This window comes from Nocardia sp. CA-135953, from assembly GCF_050955735.1.
GTDB lineage: Bacteria > Actinomycetota > Actinomycetes > Mycobacteriales > Mycobacteriaceae > Nocardia.
Genome location: NZ_CP192082.1, coordinates 1,972,269 through 1,991,056 on the forward strand (window position 1 = coordinate 1,972,269; position 18,788 = coordinate 1,991,056).

Genomic DNA, 18,788 nt, shown 5'->3' on the forward strand with positions numbered 1-18,788 from the left:
TATGCGCCGATGACTTCGGCTGTCGCGGGGGCTCCCGCGCTGATGTCCGGACGTGTAGCAGGCCAAAGACTCGACTCCGATTCGCCGAGTGCACTGGCCACAGCAGCGCGAGTTCGTTTGTGTGGCACTCGACCCGCTAGCCATCGGTTCACGGTCTTCACATCTACCTGGACCGTCTTCGCGAGTGCGGCGGAGTCGATCTGTGCTCGCAACATCGCCGATTGGAGGCGGTGGCTCATACCGAAACGATACCGGGACATTTAGGTGCTTTGAAGTGTCCGGCGAAACGTCCTTCGCGAAGTTCAGGTGTCTCTGGCTTGTCCATAACGTTAGATCCGGCCCCCGTGACATGTGACGTCAACCGGTCGCGGGGTGCCTACCAAGGATGCGGCCGAGCCGAGGAGACACCTGTGTTGAACAGTCGACAGCCACAGCCTGATTGTGCTCTGCCGCAACGAGACCCGTCCGTTGGCCCGCCCCGGCCCGAGTTCCAAGGGTGGTGGCAACCTCCTCATGCCGAATTGATCGAGCTGTTTGTCGTGGCGGTCAATAAATGGAGCTGCCAGACCGATTCCGAAGCATCGTCCAGCAGGCCGGCATGGTGAGCCGGGATGCGTTGCGGACCACGCAAACCAAGGACGGTCGCAAGATCGCTGTGTGGCAGTTGGCAGGCCGTATGCCGCGTGTCCTGCGCGTGCAGTTTCCTGCTGAGCATTTCACGGCTTACCGCGTGCCATCGAAGACACCGCTTTACGGAGCGCAGCCGGGAACGATCATGTTCGACGAGTATCCGGATTTGGCCGACGCTCGGGAAATGCTTCCGCAGCACGAAGACCTGTGGAATGTCGTGCGTGATGACTACTGGGTTGCGCTGCTCAGTACAATTGATCACCCGAATCCGTTGGGGGCGTAGGAATGTTGTTCGATTTCGCTCCTTCTCGTTCACAGGAAATCGCTCCGTCTGTGCGGGCGCTTCTCGCTGCCTTCCACGAAGACACTCAACGCAAGCTCGCGCTCGCCCGACGGATAGCGACCCGATCTACCAAGCTGCGGACGGCTCACTGAGCCGGGTTGGGATCGGCTGGATCTCCGATACGGACACTGAGCTGGATAAGGCCGACGCAATTGGTTTCGTGTGTCGGGTCACGCGTTCGTCCCGTTTGCTCTAGCGTTGGCAAGGTTGCTGCCGAGAGGGGTTTTCGATGCGTACCGGGATGCTGGAGTTGGTGCAGTTGCAGGCGCTCGTCGAGGCGGGCGAGATCGACACGGTGCTGGTGGCAATGACCGACATGCAGGGCCGTCTACAGGGAAAGCGTTGTGCGGCAAGGTTTTTCCTGGACGAGGTGATCGGGCACGCGACCGAGGCCTGCAATTATCTGCTCGCGGTGGATGTCGATATGGCGACAGTCGACGGATACGCGATCTCTTCCTGGGAAACCGGCTACGGCGACTTCGTCCTGCGGCCGGATCTGAGCACCCTGCGGCTGGTGCCGTGGCAGCCGGGAACCGCGCTGGTGCTGTGTGATGTCGAGCACGTGGAACCGGCCCGTCAGCCGGTCACGGTTTCGCCGCGGCAGATATTGCGCGCGCAATTGGCACGGCTCGCCGAACGGGGGCTGTACGCCTACGTCGGGACCGAACTCGAGTTCCTGGTCTTCGACGACAGCTACGAGGACGCGTGGAATTCCGGCTATCGCGATCTGCGGCCCGCCAATCAGTACAACGTCGACTATTCGATGCTGGGGACCGCACGCATCGAGCCACTGCTGCGTCGCATTCGCAATGAAATGGCCGGTGCGGGGCTGTATGTCGAATCGGCCAAGGGTGAATGCAATCCGGGTCAGCACGAAATCGCATTCCGCTATGACGAGGCGCTGGTCACCTGCGACAACCACAGCATCTACAAGAACGGCGCCAAGGAGATCGCCGCCCAGGAGGGGCGCAGTCTCAGTTTCATGGCGAAATACAATGAGCGCGAAGGCAATTCGTGCCATATTCACATAAGTCTGCGCGCCGAATCGGGTGCGGCGGTATTCGCGGGTGACGGCCCGCACGGCACCTCCGCACTCATGCGGCATTTCCTGGCCGGGCAACTGGATTGCCTGCGCGAGTTCACCTATCTGCTCGCACCGAATATCAACTCCTACAAACGATTCGTGTCAGGGAGTTTCGCCCCGACCGCACTGGCCTGGGGACGTGACAACCGGACCTGTTCGCTGCGCGTGGTGGGCGAGGATCTGTCCCTGCGGATGGAGAACCGGATCCCGGGCGGCGATGTGAATCCGTATCTGGCCGTCGCCGCGACCATTGCCGCCGGATTGCACGGTATCGAGCACGCGCTCCCGCTCGAGCCGGAGTTCCACGGCAATGCCTACCGGTCCCAGCGCCCGCGGGTGCCGCGTACGCTGCGGGAAGCGGCGCAATTGTTCGGCGAGAGCAAGGTGGCACGGACAGCGTTCGGCGACGACGTGGTGGACCATTATCGGAATGCGGCACAGGTCGAGCTGGACGCCTTCGACGCCGCCGTCACCGATTGGGAGCGAATCCGTGGTTTCGAGCGGCTCTGAGCAGATCCGTCCGGTCATCGGCCTGCCGACCTACCTGGAACAGGCCCGATTCGGCGCCTGGGATGTGCCGAGTGCGATGCTGCCGCACGACTACGTGCAGTTGGTGGAGCGCGCGGGCGGCATACCGGTGCTGCTGCCGCCCGCCGGAGTGGCCCGCGCGGAGCTGGTTGATCGGCTCGACGGGTTGGTGCTGACCGGCGGCGCCGATATCGATCCGGCGCGCTACGGCGCGCCGCCGGATCCGGCCCTCGGCCCACTCCGAGCCGACCGTGACGATTCCGAGTTCGAGCTGTTGGCCTTGGCGCGCGCTGCCGGTTTGCCGATCCTCGCGATCTGTCGCGGCCTGCAACTGGTCAATGTCGCGTTCGGCGGCACCCTGATCCAGCATCTGCCGGATCTGCTCGGCCACGACGACCACTCCGGCACGCCGGGCGGCTTCCACCCGAACCGGGTCACGACAGTGCCGGACAGCCTGGTCGCCACGATCACCGGACCGGAGGTGAAGGTGAATTGCCACCATCACCAGGCCGTCGCCATCCTGGCCGATGGCCTGGTCGCGACCGCACACGCGTCGGACGGCACGATCGAAGCGGCGGAGGCGCCGGACGGTCCGTTCCTGGTGGGTGTGCAGTGGCATCCGGAGGCGGATGCGACCGATACGCGATTGATGCGAGCACTGGTCCAGGCGGCGGTCATCTATCGAAAGGAACGGAATTCGTGACGACAACGCAGGTGGTCAACCCGGCGACCGAGCAGGTCGTCACGACACTCGAACTGGTGAGCGCGGTCGAGACCGATGCGGCCATCGACAGGGCGCAGCGGGCCGGGGCCGATTGGCGCGCGATCGCGCCGGGGGACCGGGCTCGGTTGCTGCGTCGATTCGCCGACGCCGTCGACGCGAATCTCGAGCAGCTGGCCCAGCTCGAGGTCGCCAATGCCGGGCACACCATCGGCAATGCGCGCTGGGAGGCGGGCAATGTCCGCGATGTGCTGCATTTCGCCGCCGGGATTCCGGAACGTCTGCTTGGCAGTCAGATTCCGGTTGCGGGCGGGGTCGACATCACCTTTCATGAACCGCTCGGCGTGGTCGGGGTGATCGTGCCGTGGAACTTCCCGATGCCGATCGCGGCATGGGGATTCGGGCCCGCATTGGCCGCCGGGAACACGGTGGTGCTCAAGCCCGCCGAGCTCACGCCGCTCACCGCGATCAGATTGGGTGAGCTCGCGCTCGAAGCCGGTGTGCCGGAAGGGGTTTTCCAGGTACTGCCCGGCAAGGGTTCGGTGGTGGGACAGCGGTTCGTGACTCATCCCGCCGTGCGGAAGGTGGTCTTCACCGGGTCCACCGAGGTGGGCAAGGAGATCATGGCCGGATGCGCGCGCCAGGTGAAGCGGGTCACACTCGAGTTGGGCGGTAAGAGCGCGAATATCGTTTTCGCCGACGCCGATCTGGAGCGCGCGGCGGCGACCGCACCCTACGGTGTTTTCGACAACGCCGGGCAGGATTGCTGTGCGCGGTCACGAATTCTGGTGCAGCGCAGTGTATTCGACCGGTTCCTGGAATTGCTGGAACCGGCGGTGCGTGGGGTCCGGGTGGGTGATCCCGCGGCGGAGTCCACCGAAATGGGGCCGCTGATTTCGGCCGCGCATCGTGCCCGGGTGGCCTCGTTCGTCGAGCCGTCGACCAAGGTGGCATTCACCGGCACCCAGCCCGACGGCCCCGGATTCTGGTATCCGCCAACGGTTGTGCTGCCGGACGCACCGTCGGATCGGGTGCTCACCGAGGAGGTGTTCGGGCCGGTGGTCGCGGTGGTTCCGTTCGAGGACGAGGCCGATGCCGTTCGCATTGCCAATGACACCGAATACGGTCTGTCCGGCTCCATCTGGACCAATGATGTGGGCCGCGCGCTGCGGGTGTCTCGCGGTGTGGAAGCCGGGAATCTGTCGGTGAATTCGCATTCCTCGGTGCGGTATTGGACGCCGTTCGGCGGATTCAAACAGTCCGGGCTCGGTCGCGAACTCGGACCGGATGCGGCACTTGCCTTTACCGAGACCAAGAACGTCTTCATCGCCACCTAGTTAAGGAGATGTGTTGCAGCGCTTACAGGATCGAGTCGCCGTCGTCACCGGCGGCGGGAGTGGCATCGGCCTGGCCACCGTTCGCCGGTTCGCGGCGGAGGGCGCCAAGGTCGTCGTCGCCGATATCGATGCCGCCGCGGGAGAGGCCGCGGCCGGCGAAGTGGGCGGGGTGTTCGTGAAGGTGGACGTCACCGACGAGGCCCAGGTCGAGGCCATGTTCCAGACCGCCGTCGACACCTACGGCGGACTCGATATCGCCTTCAACAACGCCGGAATCTCACCGCCGGAAGACGATTCGATTCTGACCACCGGCATCGACGCCTGGCGTCGGGTGCAGGAGGTCAATCTGACCTCGGTGTATCTGTGCAGCAAATACGCCATCAACCACATGCTGGACCGGGGTAAGGGCTCGGTGATCAATACCGCGTCGTTCGTCGCGGTCATGGGTGCGGCGACCTCGCAGATCTCCTACACCGCATCCAAGGGCGGTGTGCTCGCGATGAGCCGCGAACTCGGAGTGCAGTTCGCGCGCAACGGCATTCGGGTCAACGCGCTGTGTCCCGGACCGGTGAACACGCCGCTGCTGCAGGAGCTGTTCGCGAAGGACCCCGAGCGCGCTGCGCGGCGCCTGGTGCACATCCCTGTCGGACGCTTCGCCGAGCCGGAGGAAATCGCCGCGGCCGTCGCATTTCTGGCCAGTGACGACTCCTCGTTCATCACCGCATCGCAGTTCCTGGTGGACGGTGGCATCTCCGGCGCATACGTCACTCCGTTGTAAAGGTACGGTTGATTCGGGCGGACCGCTGAGCGGCAAGCCAGGATTCGCCATACGTCGCCGATCAGAGGGAGGCTCGTGAGATGAGTACGGAAGATGGGCGATCGCCCGGGCTGTTCAGTCACGACGCCCTGATAACCGAACAGTCCGTCCAAACCGACACGGGCGGTGCCGATTTCCGCCCCGTGTTCAGCCGCGGTGACGGCAGCGCACCCGGTTCGTATCCCCAGCCGGATCAAGGAAACTGAGCACGCGTAGCGCCGCACTCAGTCCGGCGCTACGCATCCTTCTTCGGCGCTTTGTCACCGCCGCCGCGGCCCCAGTCGGCGATGGCTGATCGGGTGCGGGTGTGGTGTTTGCGGCATGGTGAATCGGAGAATGTCGCTGCGGGGATTGCGGGTGCTGTGCCGTGGTCGGCGTTGACCGCGGCTGGTCGGCGGCGCGGCCGCGCGTTGCGCGGCCAGATTCTCGGCGACCTCGGCCTCCCATGTCGAGCCGACGTCGAAGAGCCCAGGACGGTCTTGGCCCAGGACGATCTTCAGGGAGTGTGCATCAGCTGACCGGCGAGCGTGAACAGGCGGCGGCCGAGCCGCATGACAGGGAGCCCAAGCGGAATGAGGATCAGCGTCACGCATAGCACCGCACCGACGAGCCAGACCACGGCTGCGAGGATCCCGACGACCGTGCCGAGCACGGCCGTCACGAGCCCCAACACCACGCCGAGCAGGCCCTTTAGCAGTTGCATCATGACCTCCTGCTCCCATTCTGCGCTCTTTCGAGCGCGATGCCGAGTTCGGAATGCCGGCCCGGAGCACGCGGAAGCCAACCAGTTCTACCCTGCCCGGCGTCGCGTGTTCGCCCGCCTGAAATCCCGGCCCTGCCGTATCGAATGCGATGGCGGAATCGGGCGTGGGACCCGAATGGGGGTATGCACCGGCCTGGGCGGGGCGCGTGCCTAGACTGACGGGGAGAAGGAAGGAGCGTCGATGAAGCGAAATCTGAACTGCCCCTGCGGCGAACTGATCGTCGGGACGGATGAGGACGACCTGGTAGAGAAGACCAAGGCACATCTGGCCGAGAACCACCCGGGGCACAACTATTCCCGGGACGAAATTCTGTTCATCGCTTACTGATTCACCACACCCGGCTTTTCGTCACCGCTTGTGACAAAAGCCGGGCGAGGTGGGTTATTTGGGGGAGCCGAGGCGAGCGCCGCCGTCCACGCGTACCACCACGCCGGTGGTGAAGGTGTTGTCGGTGCGGAATTCGATGGCCTTGGCGATATCGTCGGCGGTGCCGATTCGGCCGACCGGGGTCTGCGCCGCGATTCCGGCGAACACCTCGTCGCGGGCGTCCTCGGGGAGGAAGTTCCACCATTCGGTGTCGATCACACCAGGGGATACGGCGTTCACGCGCACGGATGCGAGTTCGACCCGCGAGCGCGGGCACAATGGCCTCGACACCGGCATTGACGACGGCCAGTGCGGCGGTTGTCGGCATTGCGCCGCCCGCGGATGCGGCGGACACCAGCGTGACCGACCTGTCCCGTGGCTGCGTTCACGGCGTCAGTCATGGCCTCGTTCGGGCGGCGATCGCGCCTCCAGCGACGGCCGATAATGAACAGCATTCGTAGCTCGAAAGCGCAAGTGTGACCATGCTCACATTTGCCTGAGATCCCGCAGGTGGCGGCGGTCCCGTCACCGGCTCGGCGGACCCGCCGCTTGTTTGCCCGGTTTGGAACCTGGGTACCAGTTAATTCCGTGCCTGCACTCGGAAAAACCGGATCGGGCCGGTCGAACGAATCGAGGCCCGTGACCTGGGCTGGTGAGGAGGCGCAGGTGACGGATCGCGAATCGGAGAAGAAAACGCTACGCCGATCGGTCGCCGCCTCCGCGATGGGCAATGCCACCGAATGGTTCGACTACGGCGTCTACGCGGCGACCGCCACCTATCTCACCGACGCATTCTTCCCGGGTGAACTCGGCACCCTCGGCACCATGCTCGGCTTCGCCATCTCCTTCCTGCTGCGCCCGCTCGGCGGCATGGTCTGGGGACCGCTCGGCGACCGACTCGGCCGAAAAGTGGTGCTGGCCACCACAATTCTGTTGATGGCAGCTGCTACCGGATGCATCGGCCTGATCCCGACCCATGCCCAGATCGGTTGGTTCGCACCGGTTCTGCTCATCGCGCTACGCGTCGTGCAAGGCTTCTCGACCGGCGGCGAATATGGCGGTGCCGCAACATATCTGGCCGAATGCGCGAACGACCGCAAGCGCGGATTCCTCGGCAGCTTCCTGGAATTCGGCACCCTCGGCGGCTTCGTCGGCGGCTCGGCGGTCGTGCTGCTGTGTCAGCTCATCTTCGGTTCGGATGCGATGCACGACTGGGGATGGCGCGTCCCGTTCCTGTTCGCGGTGCCGCTCGGCCTGATCGGCTGGTATCTGCGCTCGCATCTGAACGAGTCGCCCGTGTTCACCGAGGTAGCCGATCAACCGCACCCGCCGGGCGGCGTGTGGCAGGTGCTGACCACTTACCGCCGCGAGACCTTGACGCTGATCGGCCTGGTGGTCGCCCTGAACGTGGTGAACTACACCCTGCTCACATATCAACCGACTTACCTGCAGAACACCATCGGCGTCGGCGAATCGACCACCACCGCGATGATGCTGATCGGGCAGTTGGTGATGATGATCGTGCTGCCGTTTTTCGGTAGGTTGTCCGACCGGGTGGGCCGCAGGCCGCTCTGGCTGGTCTCGTTGGTCGGACTCGCGATACTCGCGCTGCCCATGTATTGGCTGATGGGGCAGGGAACCGGTTGGGCTATAACCGGATTCATCGTGCTCGGTCTGCTGTACGTCCCCCAGTTGGCGACGATCAGTTCGACCTTCCCTGCGATCTTCCCGACGCATGTGCGCTATGCGGGCTTCGCCCTCGGCTACAACATCTCCACCGCCGCGTTCGGCGGCACGGCACCGCTGGTCAACGAGGCCGCGATCGAATCGACCGGCTGGTCGCTGTTCCCGGCCGCGTATATGGTGGGCGCCAGCCTGATCGGACTCCTCGCCTGGTCGTTCCTGCGCGAGACCGCGGGAACCTCGTTGCGCGGCACAGTCGTTCCCGATGCGCAGCAAGCGACGCCACCGATCGCGGCACAGACGGTCTGAACCTGGGATTCTGCTGAGCGCATATCCGTGCGAGTAGTGTCGGCATTGCCGACGGATTGCTGAGTTCGCGTTCCGTGAGTCGGTAGCCGTGGGCAGACACCTATCGGATTGGAGACGCTCGTGCAGATTCAGGTCAACACCGGCAGCAATATCCACGGCGGCGCATCGCTGGCCGAGCGCGTGGAATCGACGCTCTCCTCGACACTCGACCGCTTCGGTGAGCAGCTCACCCGACTGGAAGTTCATCTGACCGATCTGAACGCCGATAAAGGCGGCCCGGACGATAAACAGTGCGTGCTGGAAGCGCGGATATCCGGTCAGCCTCCGGTCGCTGTAACCCACCGCGCGGCCACGGTCGAAGAGGCTTATACCGGTGCCGCCGACGCCATGGCGAACCTCCTCGACAGTCGCTTCGGCCGCCTTCATGAGACAAAAGGTGGCGAATCCATCAGGCACATGAACGTCGAATAATAGACGACTTCGACCATATTCCCACCAGTGGGAACTGGCATACGATATCGGCGCAGCAGATTACCCAGCCGCCTGCGGTCGTAATCATTCTCATAGATAAGTCCGGCGCGTCCCGAAATTGTTGGTACCGAACAGATTAAAAAGCCCACACCGGCACGGAACTCGTGTCTAATACCGATCGGTAATTGGTGTGTGGGGGGCTGATGAGGGTCCGGTGATGCATGTGAATGCCGTCGATATCGCGCCTCGATCGGAGGGTCCGGTCAACCGTCGGCGTACGGCAGCTTTTTGGTTCGGTCTGGTCTTGACGGTGCTCGGCACCGGCCTGCACCTTCCGATGTATCTCATGGCCCGCGACATGGGCTATCGGTTGGCGGGCATGCCCATGGACGGCGCCATGATCACGGGGATGATCCTGATCGTGATCGGTTTGGGCGTCACCACTTACGGTCTGTTCCCGCAGCGCGCGGTGCACGACACGGTGGCCGGGCTGCGCGTGCGGGCACTCGACGACGCGCCGATCAATCGCGTACACGTGGTGCTGCTGCTGATCATGGCCGCCGCGATCACCATCGACGTGATGAAGCCGACGACCCTGGCTTTCGTCGTTCCGGGCGTCGGCGCCGAATACCACCTGCGCACCCCGGCGAGCCCGCATCTGGACGCGCTACCGGTGGCGCTGCTGCCGCTGTCCGGCATCACCGGCACGGTGCTGGGGTCGTTCCTGTGGGGTTGGCTCGGTGACCGCATCGGCCGCAAGGCGGCGATCCTGCTGGCCGGAATCTTCTTTGTGGGAACCGCGATCTGCGGTGCCATGCCGAGCTTCGAGCTGAATGTCGCGATGTGCTTCATCATGGGCCTGAGCGCGGGCGGGATGCTGCCGATCGCCTTCACGCTGCTCTCGGAGACCATCCCGGCGCGCCACCGCGGTTGGCTGCTGGTGCTGATCGGCGGCGATATCGCGGGTGCCTACGTCATTACCAGCTGGCTGTCCTCGACGATCGGCGATACCTACGGCTGGCGCAGTATGTGGCTGATCGGCTTGCCCACCGGACTCCTGCTGGTCCTGCTGGTCCGCTGGATTCCGGAATCGCCGCGGTTCCTGATGGCCGTCGGCAGGCACCGCGAGGCCGAAGAAGTGCTGCGCACATACAACGCCGAGGTCGTCGAGGTCGAGCAGCCACAAGCCGGGGCCGAGGATGATCTCGCGGGCGGGTTCGGTCAGCTGCTGCGCCGTCCCTTCGCCGGAATGACCATCGTGCTGGCGCTTTTGGGACTCGGGGTCGGACTGGTCACCTACGGCTTCCAGCTGTGGCTGCCGACGAATCTGCGCAGTCTCGGATTCACCGGCGTCACCGCCGACAAGATCCTGCGTGACTCCGCGCTGATCGGTTTCCCGCTGAACTTCCTGGTCGCCTACTGCTACCACCGCTCGACCAAGTGGACGCTGATCATGCTCAGCACGCTGCTCGCCGTCGCCCTCGGCGGCTTCGTAATCCTCGGTGACCACGTCGCCGACAACACCACGCTGCTGTATGCCCTTCTCGTGGTGCCGATCTGGGGTTCCAGCTCGGTGGTCGCGGTCATCATCGCCTATGGCGCGGAGGTCTACCCGACCCGGATCAGGTCCCGCGGCAGCGGCGTCGCGGCGGCCATGACCAAGGCGGGCGGTGTGCTGGTCATCGCGCTGGTCGTGCTCGCCGTGGCCACGCCATCGATCACCGTGACCGCGCTGATCAGCGCTGCGCCGATCGCGATCGCGGCGGTGGCGGCGGTCGGGTTCATCGTCGAAACCCGCCGCAAGCCATTGGAAGAGATCACCGCCGAGGAGCTGGGCGTCGCGGCGGCATAGCAAGGACGAGCACTGCTAGGTGAGGTAATGATCGACACTGCAACTGCGTTGGAGCCCGCACTAACCGGCTCGATGCGCGATCGCCTGATAGCGGCCACAGTTCAACTCATCTCGACGGAAGGACTCGCCTCGTTGACCGTGCGTCGCGTGGCGCGGATATGCGGGGTCTCGACCATGGCGATCTATTCCAACTTCAGCGGTATGCCGGGTTTGATCCAGGCGGTCGGCTCGGAAGGTTTCGCGCAATTGGTCGCGCGCCTGGGCGAATGCGAGGTCAGCGACGATCCGATCGCCGAAATCCTGGTACTCGGCTTCATCTTTCGGGATGAAGCGGTACGCAAACCCGAACTGTTCCGGCTGATGTTCGCCACCGAGTCGCCGAAGGCCGAGGTGAAGGTGCACCGCGGCAATGTGCTGGCCGATGGCAGCGATTCCGACTTCGAGAACTTCGCGGAGAGCTTCGATTTCGTGGTGCGCGCGACCCGGCGGGCGCTGGCGGCGAATCTGTTGCACGGCACGAACGAGCGCTCGGCGGCTGCGCAGTTCTGGACCGGGCTGTACGGGTTCATCCAGTTGGATATGGCCGGCCTGTACGGCGACCAAGGCGTGTCGGAGGTGCTGTTGCCCTCGATCGTCAACATCCTGATCGGCATGGGTGCCGAACGCGCGACGATCGAGCGGTCGGTGGCACGTGCCCTCGCGCAGGTCGCCGCGCTGACCGGCCCGCACATGTGATCAGCCACGGAGTTTGACCGCGAGGCGTTGGGCGCGGGCCATGGCTCGCTCGGCGAAACCGTTGCGCTTGGGCAGCAATTCGAGTTGCAGCAGTAGTTCGTTCAGATCCCAGGTGGCCTTGCTGCGCCAGATGTGACCGGAGCGGAACTGCCAGACGTCGACCACGAACAGGTCGAATTTCTTGTTGGTGCCTGCGAATCCGGGCGGATCGATCATGCCGAGGTGGGTGCCCGTCATCCGCCACGGCACGATCGCCGCCAGCGCGTCCGAGGTGACGACCGGATCGAACACGGTGGTGTAGTTGACATCTGGGAATGCCCGCTTGGTGTCGTGCACGAACTTCGCTACCCCGGCGCGGCCGATGATCAGCTCACCCTCGGACGGATCCAGCCAGCGGGTGTCCTCGGTGACGCAGGCCGCTACCGCGTCGCCGTCGCCGGTGTTCCACCCGGCGATGTAGCGCTCGACGAACTCGTGCAGCCAGTCGGTGTCCGCGATGGGCTCGGCGGCCGGGTCGAGGGCGAATTCACCAGATTTCATGGCCGACACCGTACTTGGATAACAATGTCATGGGTTCGAATAACAATGTAATTCGAACCCATGACATTGTTATTTTTCGAGTTCGCTGCGAGGTGCTTCGACCTATAACACTGTCAGCCCTCGCGATAACGATGTGATGGCGCGTCCGATAACACTGTAATTTCACTATGTGGACCCGATCAGCGCTTGTTGCAGCAGGTTTCAGCCATTTTGCGCTGCCGATCGAATATCGAAAGTATGCTGCCTACCGTTCAATGCTCAGGGTAGAAATCGAGGACTGCGCAATGTCCGATGCAGCAATCGTCGGCATCGGCTGTCGATTTCCGGGTGGAATCGACGGACCGGGAGCCTTTTGGGATTTCCTGATCCGCAGGGGCGACGGCATCGTCGAGGTACCGCCGGATCGCTGGAGCCTCGACAAATTCTACGATCCGGATCCGGACGCGCCCGGCCGGATGTACACCCGCAGTGGCGGATTCCTGACCCGGTCACTGTGGGAGTTCGACGCCGACTTCTTCGGCATCTCCCAGCGCGAGGCCTCGATCATGGACCCGCAGCAGCGGTTGCTGCTCGAAGTCGCGTGGGAGGCGCTCGACGATAGCGGAATGGCCGGACGGGTCGCGGGGCGCGATATCGGCGTCTTCGTCGGCGGTTTCATGAACGACAATGCGGTGGGCCGCAACGTGGTCCGCTCCGCGATCAACAGCCACACGCCGACCAGCTCGTCACACACCCTGCTCTCGGCGCGCATCGCCTTCCTGCTCGACCTGCACGGCCCGACCATGACCATCGACACCGCCTGCTCGTCGTCGCTGGTGGCATTGCATCAGGCCGTCCGATCACTGGCGCTCGGCGAATGCGGCTCCGCCATCGTCGGCGGTGCCAATGCCATGCTGCAGCCGGAAACCTTCATCTCCATGTGCAAGGGGCGATTCCTGTCCGTGGACGGTCGCTGCAAATCGTTCGACGCCTCGGCCGACGGTTACGGCCGCGGCGAGGGTGCGGGTGTGGTAATCCTCAAGCCGCTGGAGGCCGCGGTACGCGACGGTGACCGCATTTATGCGGTGGTTCGCGGCAGCGGCGTGAATCAGGACGGCCGCACCTCGGCCATTCCGGTCCCGAATCCCGTCGCGCAGGAAGAACTTGCCCGGCGCGTGCACACCAGCGCGGGCATCGCACCGCATGAGATCGGCTACGTCGAGGCGCACGGCACCGGGACACCGGTCGGCGATCCGGCGGAGATGACGGCCCTCGGCAGGGTGTACGGCGCGATCGACGGCCGGACCGAGCCGCTGCCGGTCGGGTCGGTCAAGAACAATATCGGTCACACCGAGGCGGCGGCAGGGGTCGCCGGAGTCATCAAGGCCGCGTTGACCATTCACCATCGGACGATCGCGCCGCAGGCCCGGCTGGATCAGCTCAATCCCGAGATCCCGTTCGACGAACTGCGACTGCGAGTGCCGATGGCGGCCGAACCGCTGGTCCGGCCAATGGTGGCGGTCAACAGCTTCGGCTATGGCGGCACCAACGCGCATGCGCTCATCGGCCCCGCGCCGATCACAGTCGAAACCCGTTCCGACACAGCGGCAATGCGGCTGCCGATCCTGCCGCTGTCGGCGCGCAGCGAACCGGCGCTGCGCACACTCGCCGCGGGGCTGTTGGCGGCGGTCGACACCGAATCGCTCGACAACCTGACCGAGGCGGCCTGGGTGCGCCGCGCGCATCACCCGTTGCGCACCGCTTTCCGCTACGGCGATTCCGGCGAATTGCGTTCCCAGCTGGCCGAATTCGCGGCTGGCGGTGGTCAACCGCCCGCTCGCGCTATCGCCGAAGGCCACACCGATCCGGTATTCGTCTTCAGCGGCATGGGGCCGCAGTGGTGGGCCATGGGCCGTGGCCTGCTCGCGGGCGAAGGCCCGGCAGCCGAACTGGCGCGCGAAATCGATAGGGAATTCGCCGAACTCGCGGGCTGGTCGATCCTCGAGGAGATGGGCCGCGACGCGGCGGACTCACGGATCGCACGCACCGAAATCGCGCAACCGGCCAACTTCCTGCTCCAGGCCGCGCTGACGGCGGAACTCGCCGATTTCGGCATTCGTCCCGCCGTCACGGTGGGACACAGCGTCGGCGAGGTGACGGCGGCCTACGTGTCCGGTGCGCTGTCGTTGACCGAGGCGGTCACGGTCGGTTACCACCGGTCCCGCCTGCAAGCCACCACGGCGGGGACCGGCGGCATGCTGGCGGTCGGGCTGGCCGAGGCCGAGGCGCGCGAACTGCTGACCGACCTCGACGGCGTGTGTATCGCCGCCGTGAACAGTCCGTCGGCGGTCACGTTGGCCGGGGACAGTCAGGTGCTGGCGTACCTCGGCGAACGCCTCACCGCCGATGGAGTTTTCGCCAAGGCGCTGCGTGTCGAAGTCCCATACCACAGCCATCTGATGGACCCGATCCTCGATGATCTGCGCACCGCGCTGGCGACGCTCGCACCGGGGGATGCCACCGTTCCCGCCTATTCGACCGTCACTGGTACGCAGGCGACGCGACAGGATTGGGGTGCGGAGTACTGGGCACGCAACGTCCGCGATCAGGTCCGGTTCGCGGACGCGATCGGCGAGTTGCTCGATGCCGGACATCGGGTTTTCTTGGAAGTCGGTCCGCACCCGGTACTGAACGGCAGTATTCGGGAAATCCTGGTGCAGCAGGGCATTACCGGTGCCGCCATCAGCACGCTGACGCGTGGCGGCGATGACAGCGAGAACATACTGACCGCGATAGGTGAGTTGTACCGGGCGGGTTCGTTGGACGGTGACCGCCTGCCCGGCGCGATCGATCCGGGTGTCGGGCACGTCGACCTGCCGCACTATCCGTGGCAGCGCCGGTTCGTGTGGACCCAGGAGCCGGAAACGGACCTCGATCGGATCGGCACCCCGAACGGGTACGCGATGCTCGGCGATCGCACCGCATCGGTAGCCACGGAATGGGAAGTCCAACTGTCGGTTTCGAATCTGCCGTGGTTGCGCGATCACGTCGTGGCCGGTGCCGTGGTGCTGCCAGGAGCGGCCTACCTGGACGCCGCCCTGAGCGCCATCGCACTACGCACCGGTCGGGATTCGTTCGGGCTCGAATCCATCGAATTCATCAGCCCGCTGGTCATCGATGAGCACGATGTGCCGGTCGTGCGGATCGGCGTGGAGGAGAGCACCCGCCGGTTCACCATCCAGTCCCGGCCCGCAGGTGGCGGGGGATGGACGCTCAACGCGCACGGCCGTCTCATCGAGGCGGACGCCGATGCCACCACCGTCGGCATCGCGCCGCCACCGGAATCGGTGGAGGTAGCGGTCGAGGAGCTCTACGAGAGCATGGCCGAGCACGGACTCCGCTACGGCCCTGCCTTCCGGCTGCTGCGCAGGGTCTGCGTCGGACCGGATAGCGTTGTCGCACACCTCGATTCGTCCGCAACGATCGGGCAGCGGCATCTCGCCCACCCGGCGATAGTGGATTCAGCCCTACAGTGCTTCGCCGCGCTGTACGCGAGAACCGCTGCGACACAGCCAAATTCCGGTACCGAGGCCGACGTGGTCGTGCCTGCCGCGATCGCCGGGATCCGTTGGACCGGACCGATTCCGGTCGATCCGGTCGTGGTCCTCACCCGCGTACCCGGTAGTCCACTGCGCGCCGATATCCGCATCGCGTCTGCGAGCGGTGACGTCGCACTGACGATGTCAGGAGTCCAGTTCCGCGCTCTCACACCGCAGTCGACGCTCTCCGAACAGCTCGACGGGCTGTTCTACGAGCCGGTCTGGGAGATCGTGACCGACTCGGCGGAACCGGCGATGCAAGACCTGCCCGGTGCGGAGGAGTTCCTGCTCGTCGTCAACCTCGGCGCGGAAATCTCCCAGCGCGCCAAGGAAATCGCCAATGCGCGGATCCGGGCCGAAGTGGTGACGGTCGGCGAGCATGCCTCGGCGGCCGACCACGAACAGTTGCTCGACCTGCTGCGTACCGCGCATTCCCGGCCCGAGGTCGAGCGCCTGCGGCTCGTTGTCGTCGCCGGGTCCGAACTCGACGGCACGGGCAATGTGTACGGGCTCGCACAGGTCGCCCAGGCGATCAAGGCGCTGCTGTCCGACGAGCTGCCCCTCGTGGTGCACGCCGTCGTGGTGACCGAACATGCGTTGTGCCTGCCGATCGACCGGTTCGCCCGGCTCGAGCATTCGGTATTGACCGGAGCGCGTCGCGAACTGCTCAACGAACTTCCGGCCGGACAGTGGCGACTGGTGGATACCGAACCCGCCTCCGCGGCGGCCGACATCCTCGAGCAGATCTACGCCGACACCACCATCGACGAGGTGGCGCTGCGTGCGGGCGCGCGCTGGACGATCCGCTGGCGACAGACCCTCACCGACCGGCTGGCGGGATGGGATGCACCGAGACCGCTCACCGATCCCGAACAGTCCTTCCGGCTCGATATCCCACGTTCGCGACTGCTGCCGGAACTCGCACTGCGCACCTGTGATCGGGTCGCGCCGGCACCCGACGAGGTCGAGATCCGGATGCAGGCGGTCGGCCTGAACTACAAGGACACCCTCAAGGTGCTGGGTGTGCTCACCGAAAAAGAGCTGGACGGAACATTTTTCGGCACCGAGATCGGCATGGACGGCTACGGCGTGGTGACGCGGGTCGGCAGCAATATCACCGATATCGAACCGGGAGACGAGATTTCGGTCGTGGCACCGGGAATCGTGCAGCGTTACGTGACGATCCGGCCGGACACCGGCGCGACCACCCGGATGGATATCTTCCCGCCCGGCGCCTTCGATCCGCTGCACTGCACCTCGGTGATGCCGCTGTTCACCGCCGAAATCGGGCTCGGCGAACTGGCTCGGGTGCAGCCGGGCGAAACGGTGCTGATCCACGGCGCGGCGGGCGGCATGGGCATGGCCGCCGTCCAGGTCGCGCTGCGGATGGGGGCGCGGGTGATCGCCACCGCCGGTACCGAGGAGCGACGCGCCCGCGTGCGGTCGCTCGGCGCGCACGAGGTGCTCGGTTCCCGGTCGATCGGCTTCGTAGACGAGGTGCTGCGCGTGACCGGCGGTGCGGGCGTCGATGTCGTCTACAGTTCCGCACCCGGCGAGATCCTGCAGCAGAACTTCCGGGTCGCGGGCGAATTCGGCCGCATCGTGGATATCGGCAAGGCCGACATCTACGGTTCGGGCACCATCGACCTGCGCCCGTTCGACCGAAATCTGGCATTCTTCGCCGTCGATATCGACCGCATCCTGGCCCGGCGTCCCGCGCAGGTGCGCCGGGCGGCCCGGCGCGTGGTGGACGCGATGTTCCACGGCGAGTTCAGCGCATTGCCGAACACACCCTTCGCGCTCGACCAGCTGACCGCGGCATTCGAAACGGTGGCGCGCTCCGCCCAGATCGGCCGGGTGGTGCTCGATCTGCGCGAAGCACATCCGGCGGTACGTCACATCCCGGGCGAATTCGAATTCGACCCCGCCGCAAGCTATCTGGTTACCGGCGGCTTCGGGGCCTTCGGACTGGCCACCGCACGTCAACTGGTGCGTGCCGGCGTGCGTCACCTGGTGCTCGTCGGTCGCCACGGCGCGTCCACCGATGCCGCGCGAGAACAGTTGGCGCGGTTCGCGAACGAGGGTGTCGACGTGCGCGAGGAACGCGTCGATGTCGCCGACTACGACGCGGTCGCCGATCTCGTCGCCCGCATCCAGGCCGGCGGTGCACCGCTGCGCGGTGTCATCCATGCCGCGGGCGTGGTCAACAACACCGAGATTCCGGAGGTCACCGCCGAATCGCTGCGCGAGATCTTTGATCCGAAGGTGATCGGCGCGACCAATCTCGATCGGGCCACCACCGCCGCGGGCGTCGAGCTCGACCTGTTCGTGCTGTACTCCTCGGCGAGCGGTATCGCCGGGCTTTCGCCCCAATTGGGTTATGCGTCAGCCAATTCCGCACTCGACGCACTCGCCTGGGCACGGCGCGCACAGGGCAGGCCCGCCCTGTCGGTGGACTGGGGATTCATGCGCGGCGACGGCGGTATGGCCGACTCGCGGGCGGTATCCCGCTATGCCGAGATGACCGGATACGGCTCGCTGGATATGGATTTCGCGACCCTGCTACTACGGGAATGCCTGCGTTTCGACATCACCCAACTCGCCCTGCTCGACATCGACTGGGCGCAATGGGCACTCGCGCACCGCTCGTCGGCGCGCGCGCCGCGGTTCGTCGAACTGGTCACCGCCGCGGGCGGCGGCGCGGCCGGCACGAGCGCACTTCGCGCCGAAATCCTGGCGCTGGAGCCGGAATTCCGCGGCGAGGTGGTTGCTTGCCTGCTCGCCGAACAACTCGCGGTCGTCCTCGGCGTCGACGCGGACACCGTGGATCTGTCGACTCCGACCATGGAGCTGGGGCTGGATTCGCTGATGGCCATGGAATTCGGTGCACGCGTGGTGAAAAGCCTCGGCGTCAAGATGTCGGTCCTCTCGATCGGGGCCGGACTCTCGCTGGCGGGCCTCGGCGTGAAGATCGCCGCTCAGATCGCGCACGAAGAAGCAAGTACCGAAACGACAGCAGCGTGAGGACTA

At 65.3% G+C, this 18,788-nt stretch carries 14 protein-coding genes; 11 read left to right on the plus strand and 3 right to left on the minus strand.

Annotation, left to right across the window (positions count from 1 at the left end):
* Positions 1-553: 553 nt before the first annotated feature.
* From ACQPXH_RS09130 to ACQPXH_RS09150, 5 genes are all read left to right on the plus strand, one after another.
* Entirely contained in the window at positions 554-913 is a 360-nt protein-coding gene (locus tag ACQPXH_RS09130) for a hypothetical protein (RefSeq protein ID WP_433601855.1), read from the plus strand.
* Positions 914-1,202: 289 nt separating this feature from the next.
* Positions 1,203-2,567: a glutamine synthetase family protein gene (locus ACQPXH_RS09135; protein ID WP_433601857.1), complete on the plus strand. Its 1,365-nt coding sequence runs from the start codon at positions 1,203-1,205 to the stop codon at positions 2,565-2,567.
* Positions 2,548-3,288, plus strand: a complete 741-nt coding sequence (locus ACQPXH_RS09140) for a gamma-glutamyl-gamma-aminobutyrate hydrolase family protein (RefSeq protein WP_433601859.1) — start codon at positions 2,548-2,550, stop codon at positions 3,286-3,288. The genes ACQPXH_RS09135 and ACQPXH_RS09140 overlap by 20 nt, the downstream gene beginning before the upstream one ends.
* Positions 3,285-4,643 carry an aldehyde dehydrogenase family protein gene (locus tag ACQPXH_RS09145; RefSeq protein ID WP_433601861.1) on the plus strand — a complete coding sequence of 453 codons (1,359 nt, stop codon included), beginning with the start codon at positions 3,285-3,287 and terminating at the stop codon, positions 4,641-4,643. The genes ACQPXH_RS09140 and ACQPXH_RS09145 overlap by 4 nt, the downstream gene beginning before the upstream one ends.
* A gap of 10 nt (positions 4,644-4,653) precedes the next feature.
* Positions 4,654-5,421, plus strand: a complete 768-nt coding sequence (locus ACQPXH_RS09150; protein WP_433601863.1) for a 3-oxoacyl-ACP reductase — start codon at positions 4,654-4,656, stop codon at positions 5,419-5,421.
* Between the two features lie 535 nt (positions 5,422-5,956).
* On the opposite strand, the gene ACQPXH_RS09155 is transcribed toward ACQPXH_RS09150, so the two are convergent.
* Positions 5,957-6,163 (minus strand): hypothetical protein, encoded by a 207-nt coding sequence (locus ACQPXH_RS09155; RefSeq protein ID WP_063046497.1) that lies wholly within the window; start codon positions 6,161-6,163, stop codon positions 5,957-5,959.
* A 241-nt stretch (positions 6,164-6,404) separates the two neighbouring features.
* On the opposite strand from ACQPXH_RS09155, the gene ACQPXH_RS09160 reads away from it, so the two are divergent.
* Complete coding sequence (locus tag ACQPXH_RS09160) at positions 6,405-6,551, plus strand: DUF1059 domain-containing protein (RefSeq protein WP_433601865.1); 147 nt, start codon at positions 6,405-6,407, stop codon at positions 6,549-6,551.
* A gap of 54 nt (positions 6,552-6,605) precedes the next feature.
* On the opposite strand, the gene ACQPXH_RS09165 is transcribed toward ACQPXH_RS09160, so the two are convergent.
* A complete protein-coding gene (locus ACQPXH_RS09165; protein WP_433601867.1) occupies positions 6,606-6,887 on the minus strand; it encodes an SDR family oxidoreductase in 282 nt (93 codons plus the stop codon).
* 426 nt (positions 6,888-7,313) lie between these two features.
* Between ACQPXH_RS09165 and ACQPXH_RS09170 the strand changes: the two genes are divergently transcribed.
* The 4 genes from ACQPXH_RS09170 to ACQPXH_RS09185 all read left to right on the plus strand — a co-directional run bounded on the left by ACQPXH_RS09170 (position 7,314) and on the right by ACQPXH_RS09185 (position 11,640).
* A complete protein-coding gene (locus ACQPXH_RS09170) occupies positions 7,314-8,582 on the plus strand; it encodes an MFS transporter (protein ID WP_433603384.1) in 1,269 nt (422 codons plus the stop codon).
* A gap of 120 nt (positions 8,583-8,702) precedes the next feature.
* Positions 8,703-9,053, plus strand: a complete 351-nt coding sequence (locus ACQPXH_RS09175) for an HPF/RaiA family ribosome-associated protein (protein WP_433601869.1) — start codon at positions 8,703-8,705, stop codon at positions 9,051-9,053.
* Between the two features lie 217 nt (positions 9,054-9,270).
* The gene (locus tag ACQPXH_RS09180; RefSeq protein ID WP_433601871.1) at positions 9,271-10,905 is read left to right on the plus strand and encodes an MFS transporter; all 1,635 of its coding nucleotides are present in this window, start codon (positions 9,271-9,273) and stop codon (positions 10,903-10,905) included.
* A gap of 27 nt (positions 10,906-10,932) precedes the next feature.
* Positions 10,933-11,640, plus strand: coding sequence for a TetR/AcrR family transcriptional regulator (locus ACQPXH_RS09185; protein WP_433601873.1), 708 nt, complete (start codon positions 10,933-10,935; stop codon positions 11,638-11,640).
* Here ACQPXH_RS09185 and ACQPXH_RS09190 read toward each other — a convergent pair whose 3' ends face one another.
* Positions 11,641-12,180: an ester cyclase gene (locus ACQPXH_RS09190; RefSeq protein ID WP_433601875.1), complete on the minus strand. Its 540-nt coding sequence runs from the start codon at positions 12,178-12,180 to the stop codon at positions 11,641-11,643.
* Positions 12,181-12,464: 284 nt separating this feature from the next.
* Between ACQPXH_RS09190 and ACQPXH_RS09195 the strand changes: the two genes are divergently transcribed.
* Positions 12,465-18,782, plus strand: a complete 6,318-nt coding sequence (locus ACQPXH_RS09195) for a type I polyketide synthase (RefSeq protein ID WP_433601877.1) — start codon at positions 12,465-12,467, stop codon at positions 18,780-18,782.
* Positions 18,783-18,788 lie beyond the last annotated feature (6 nt).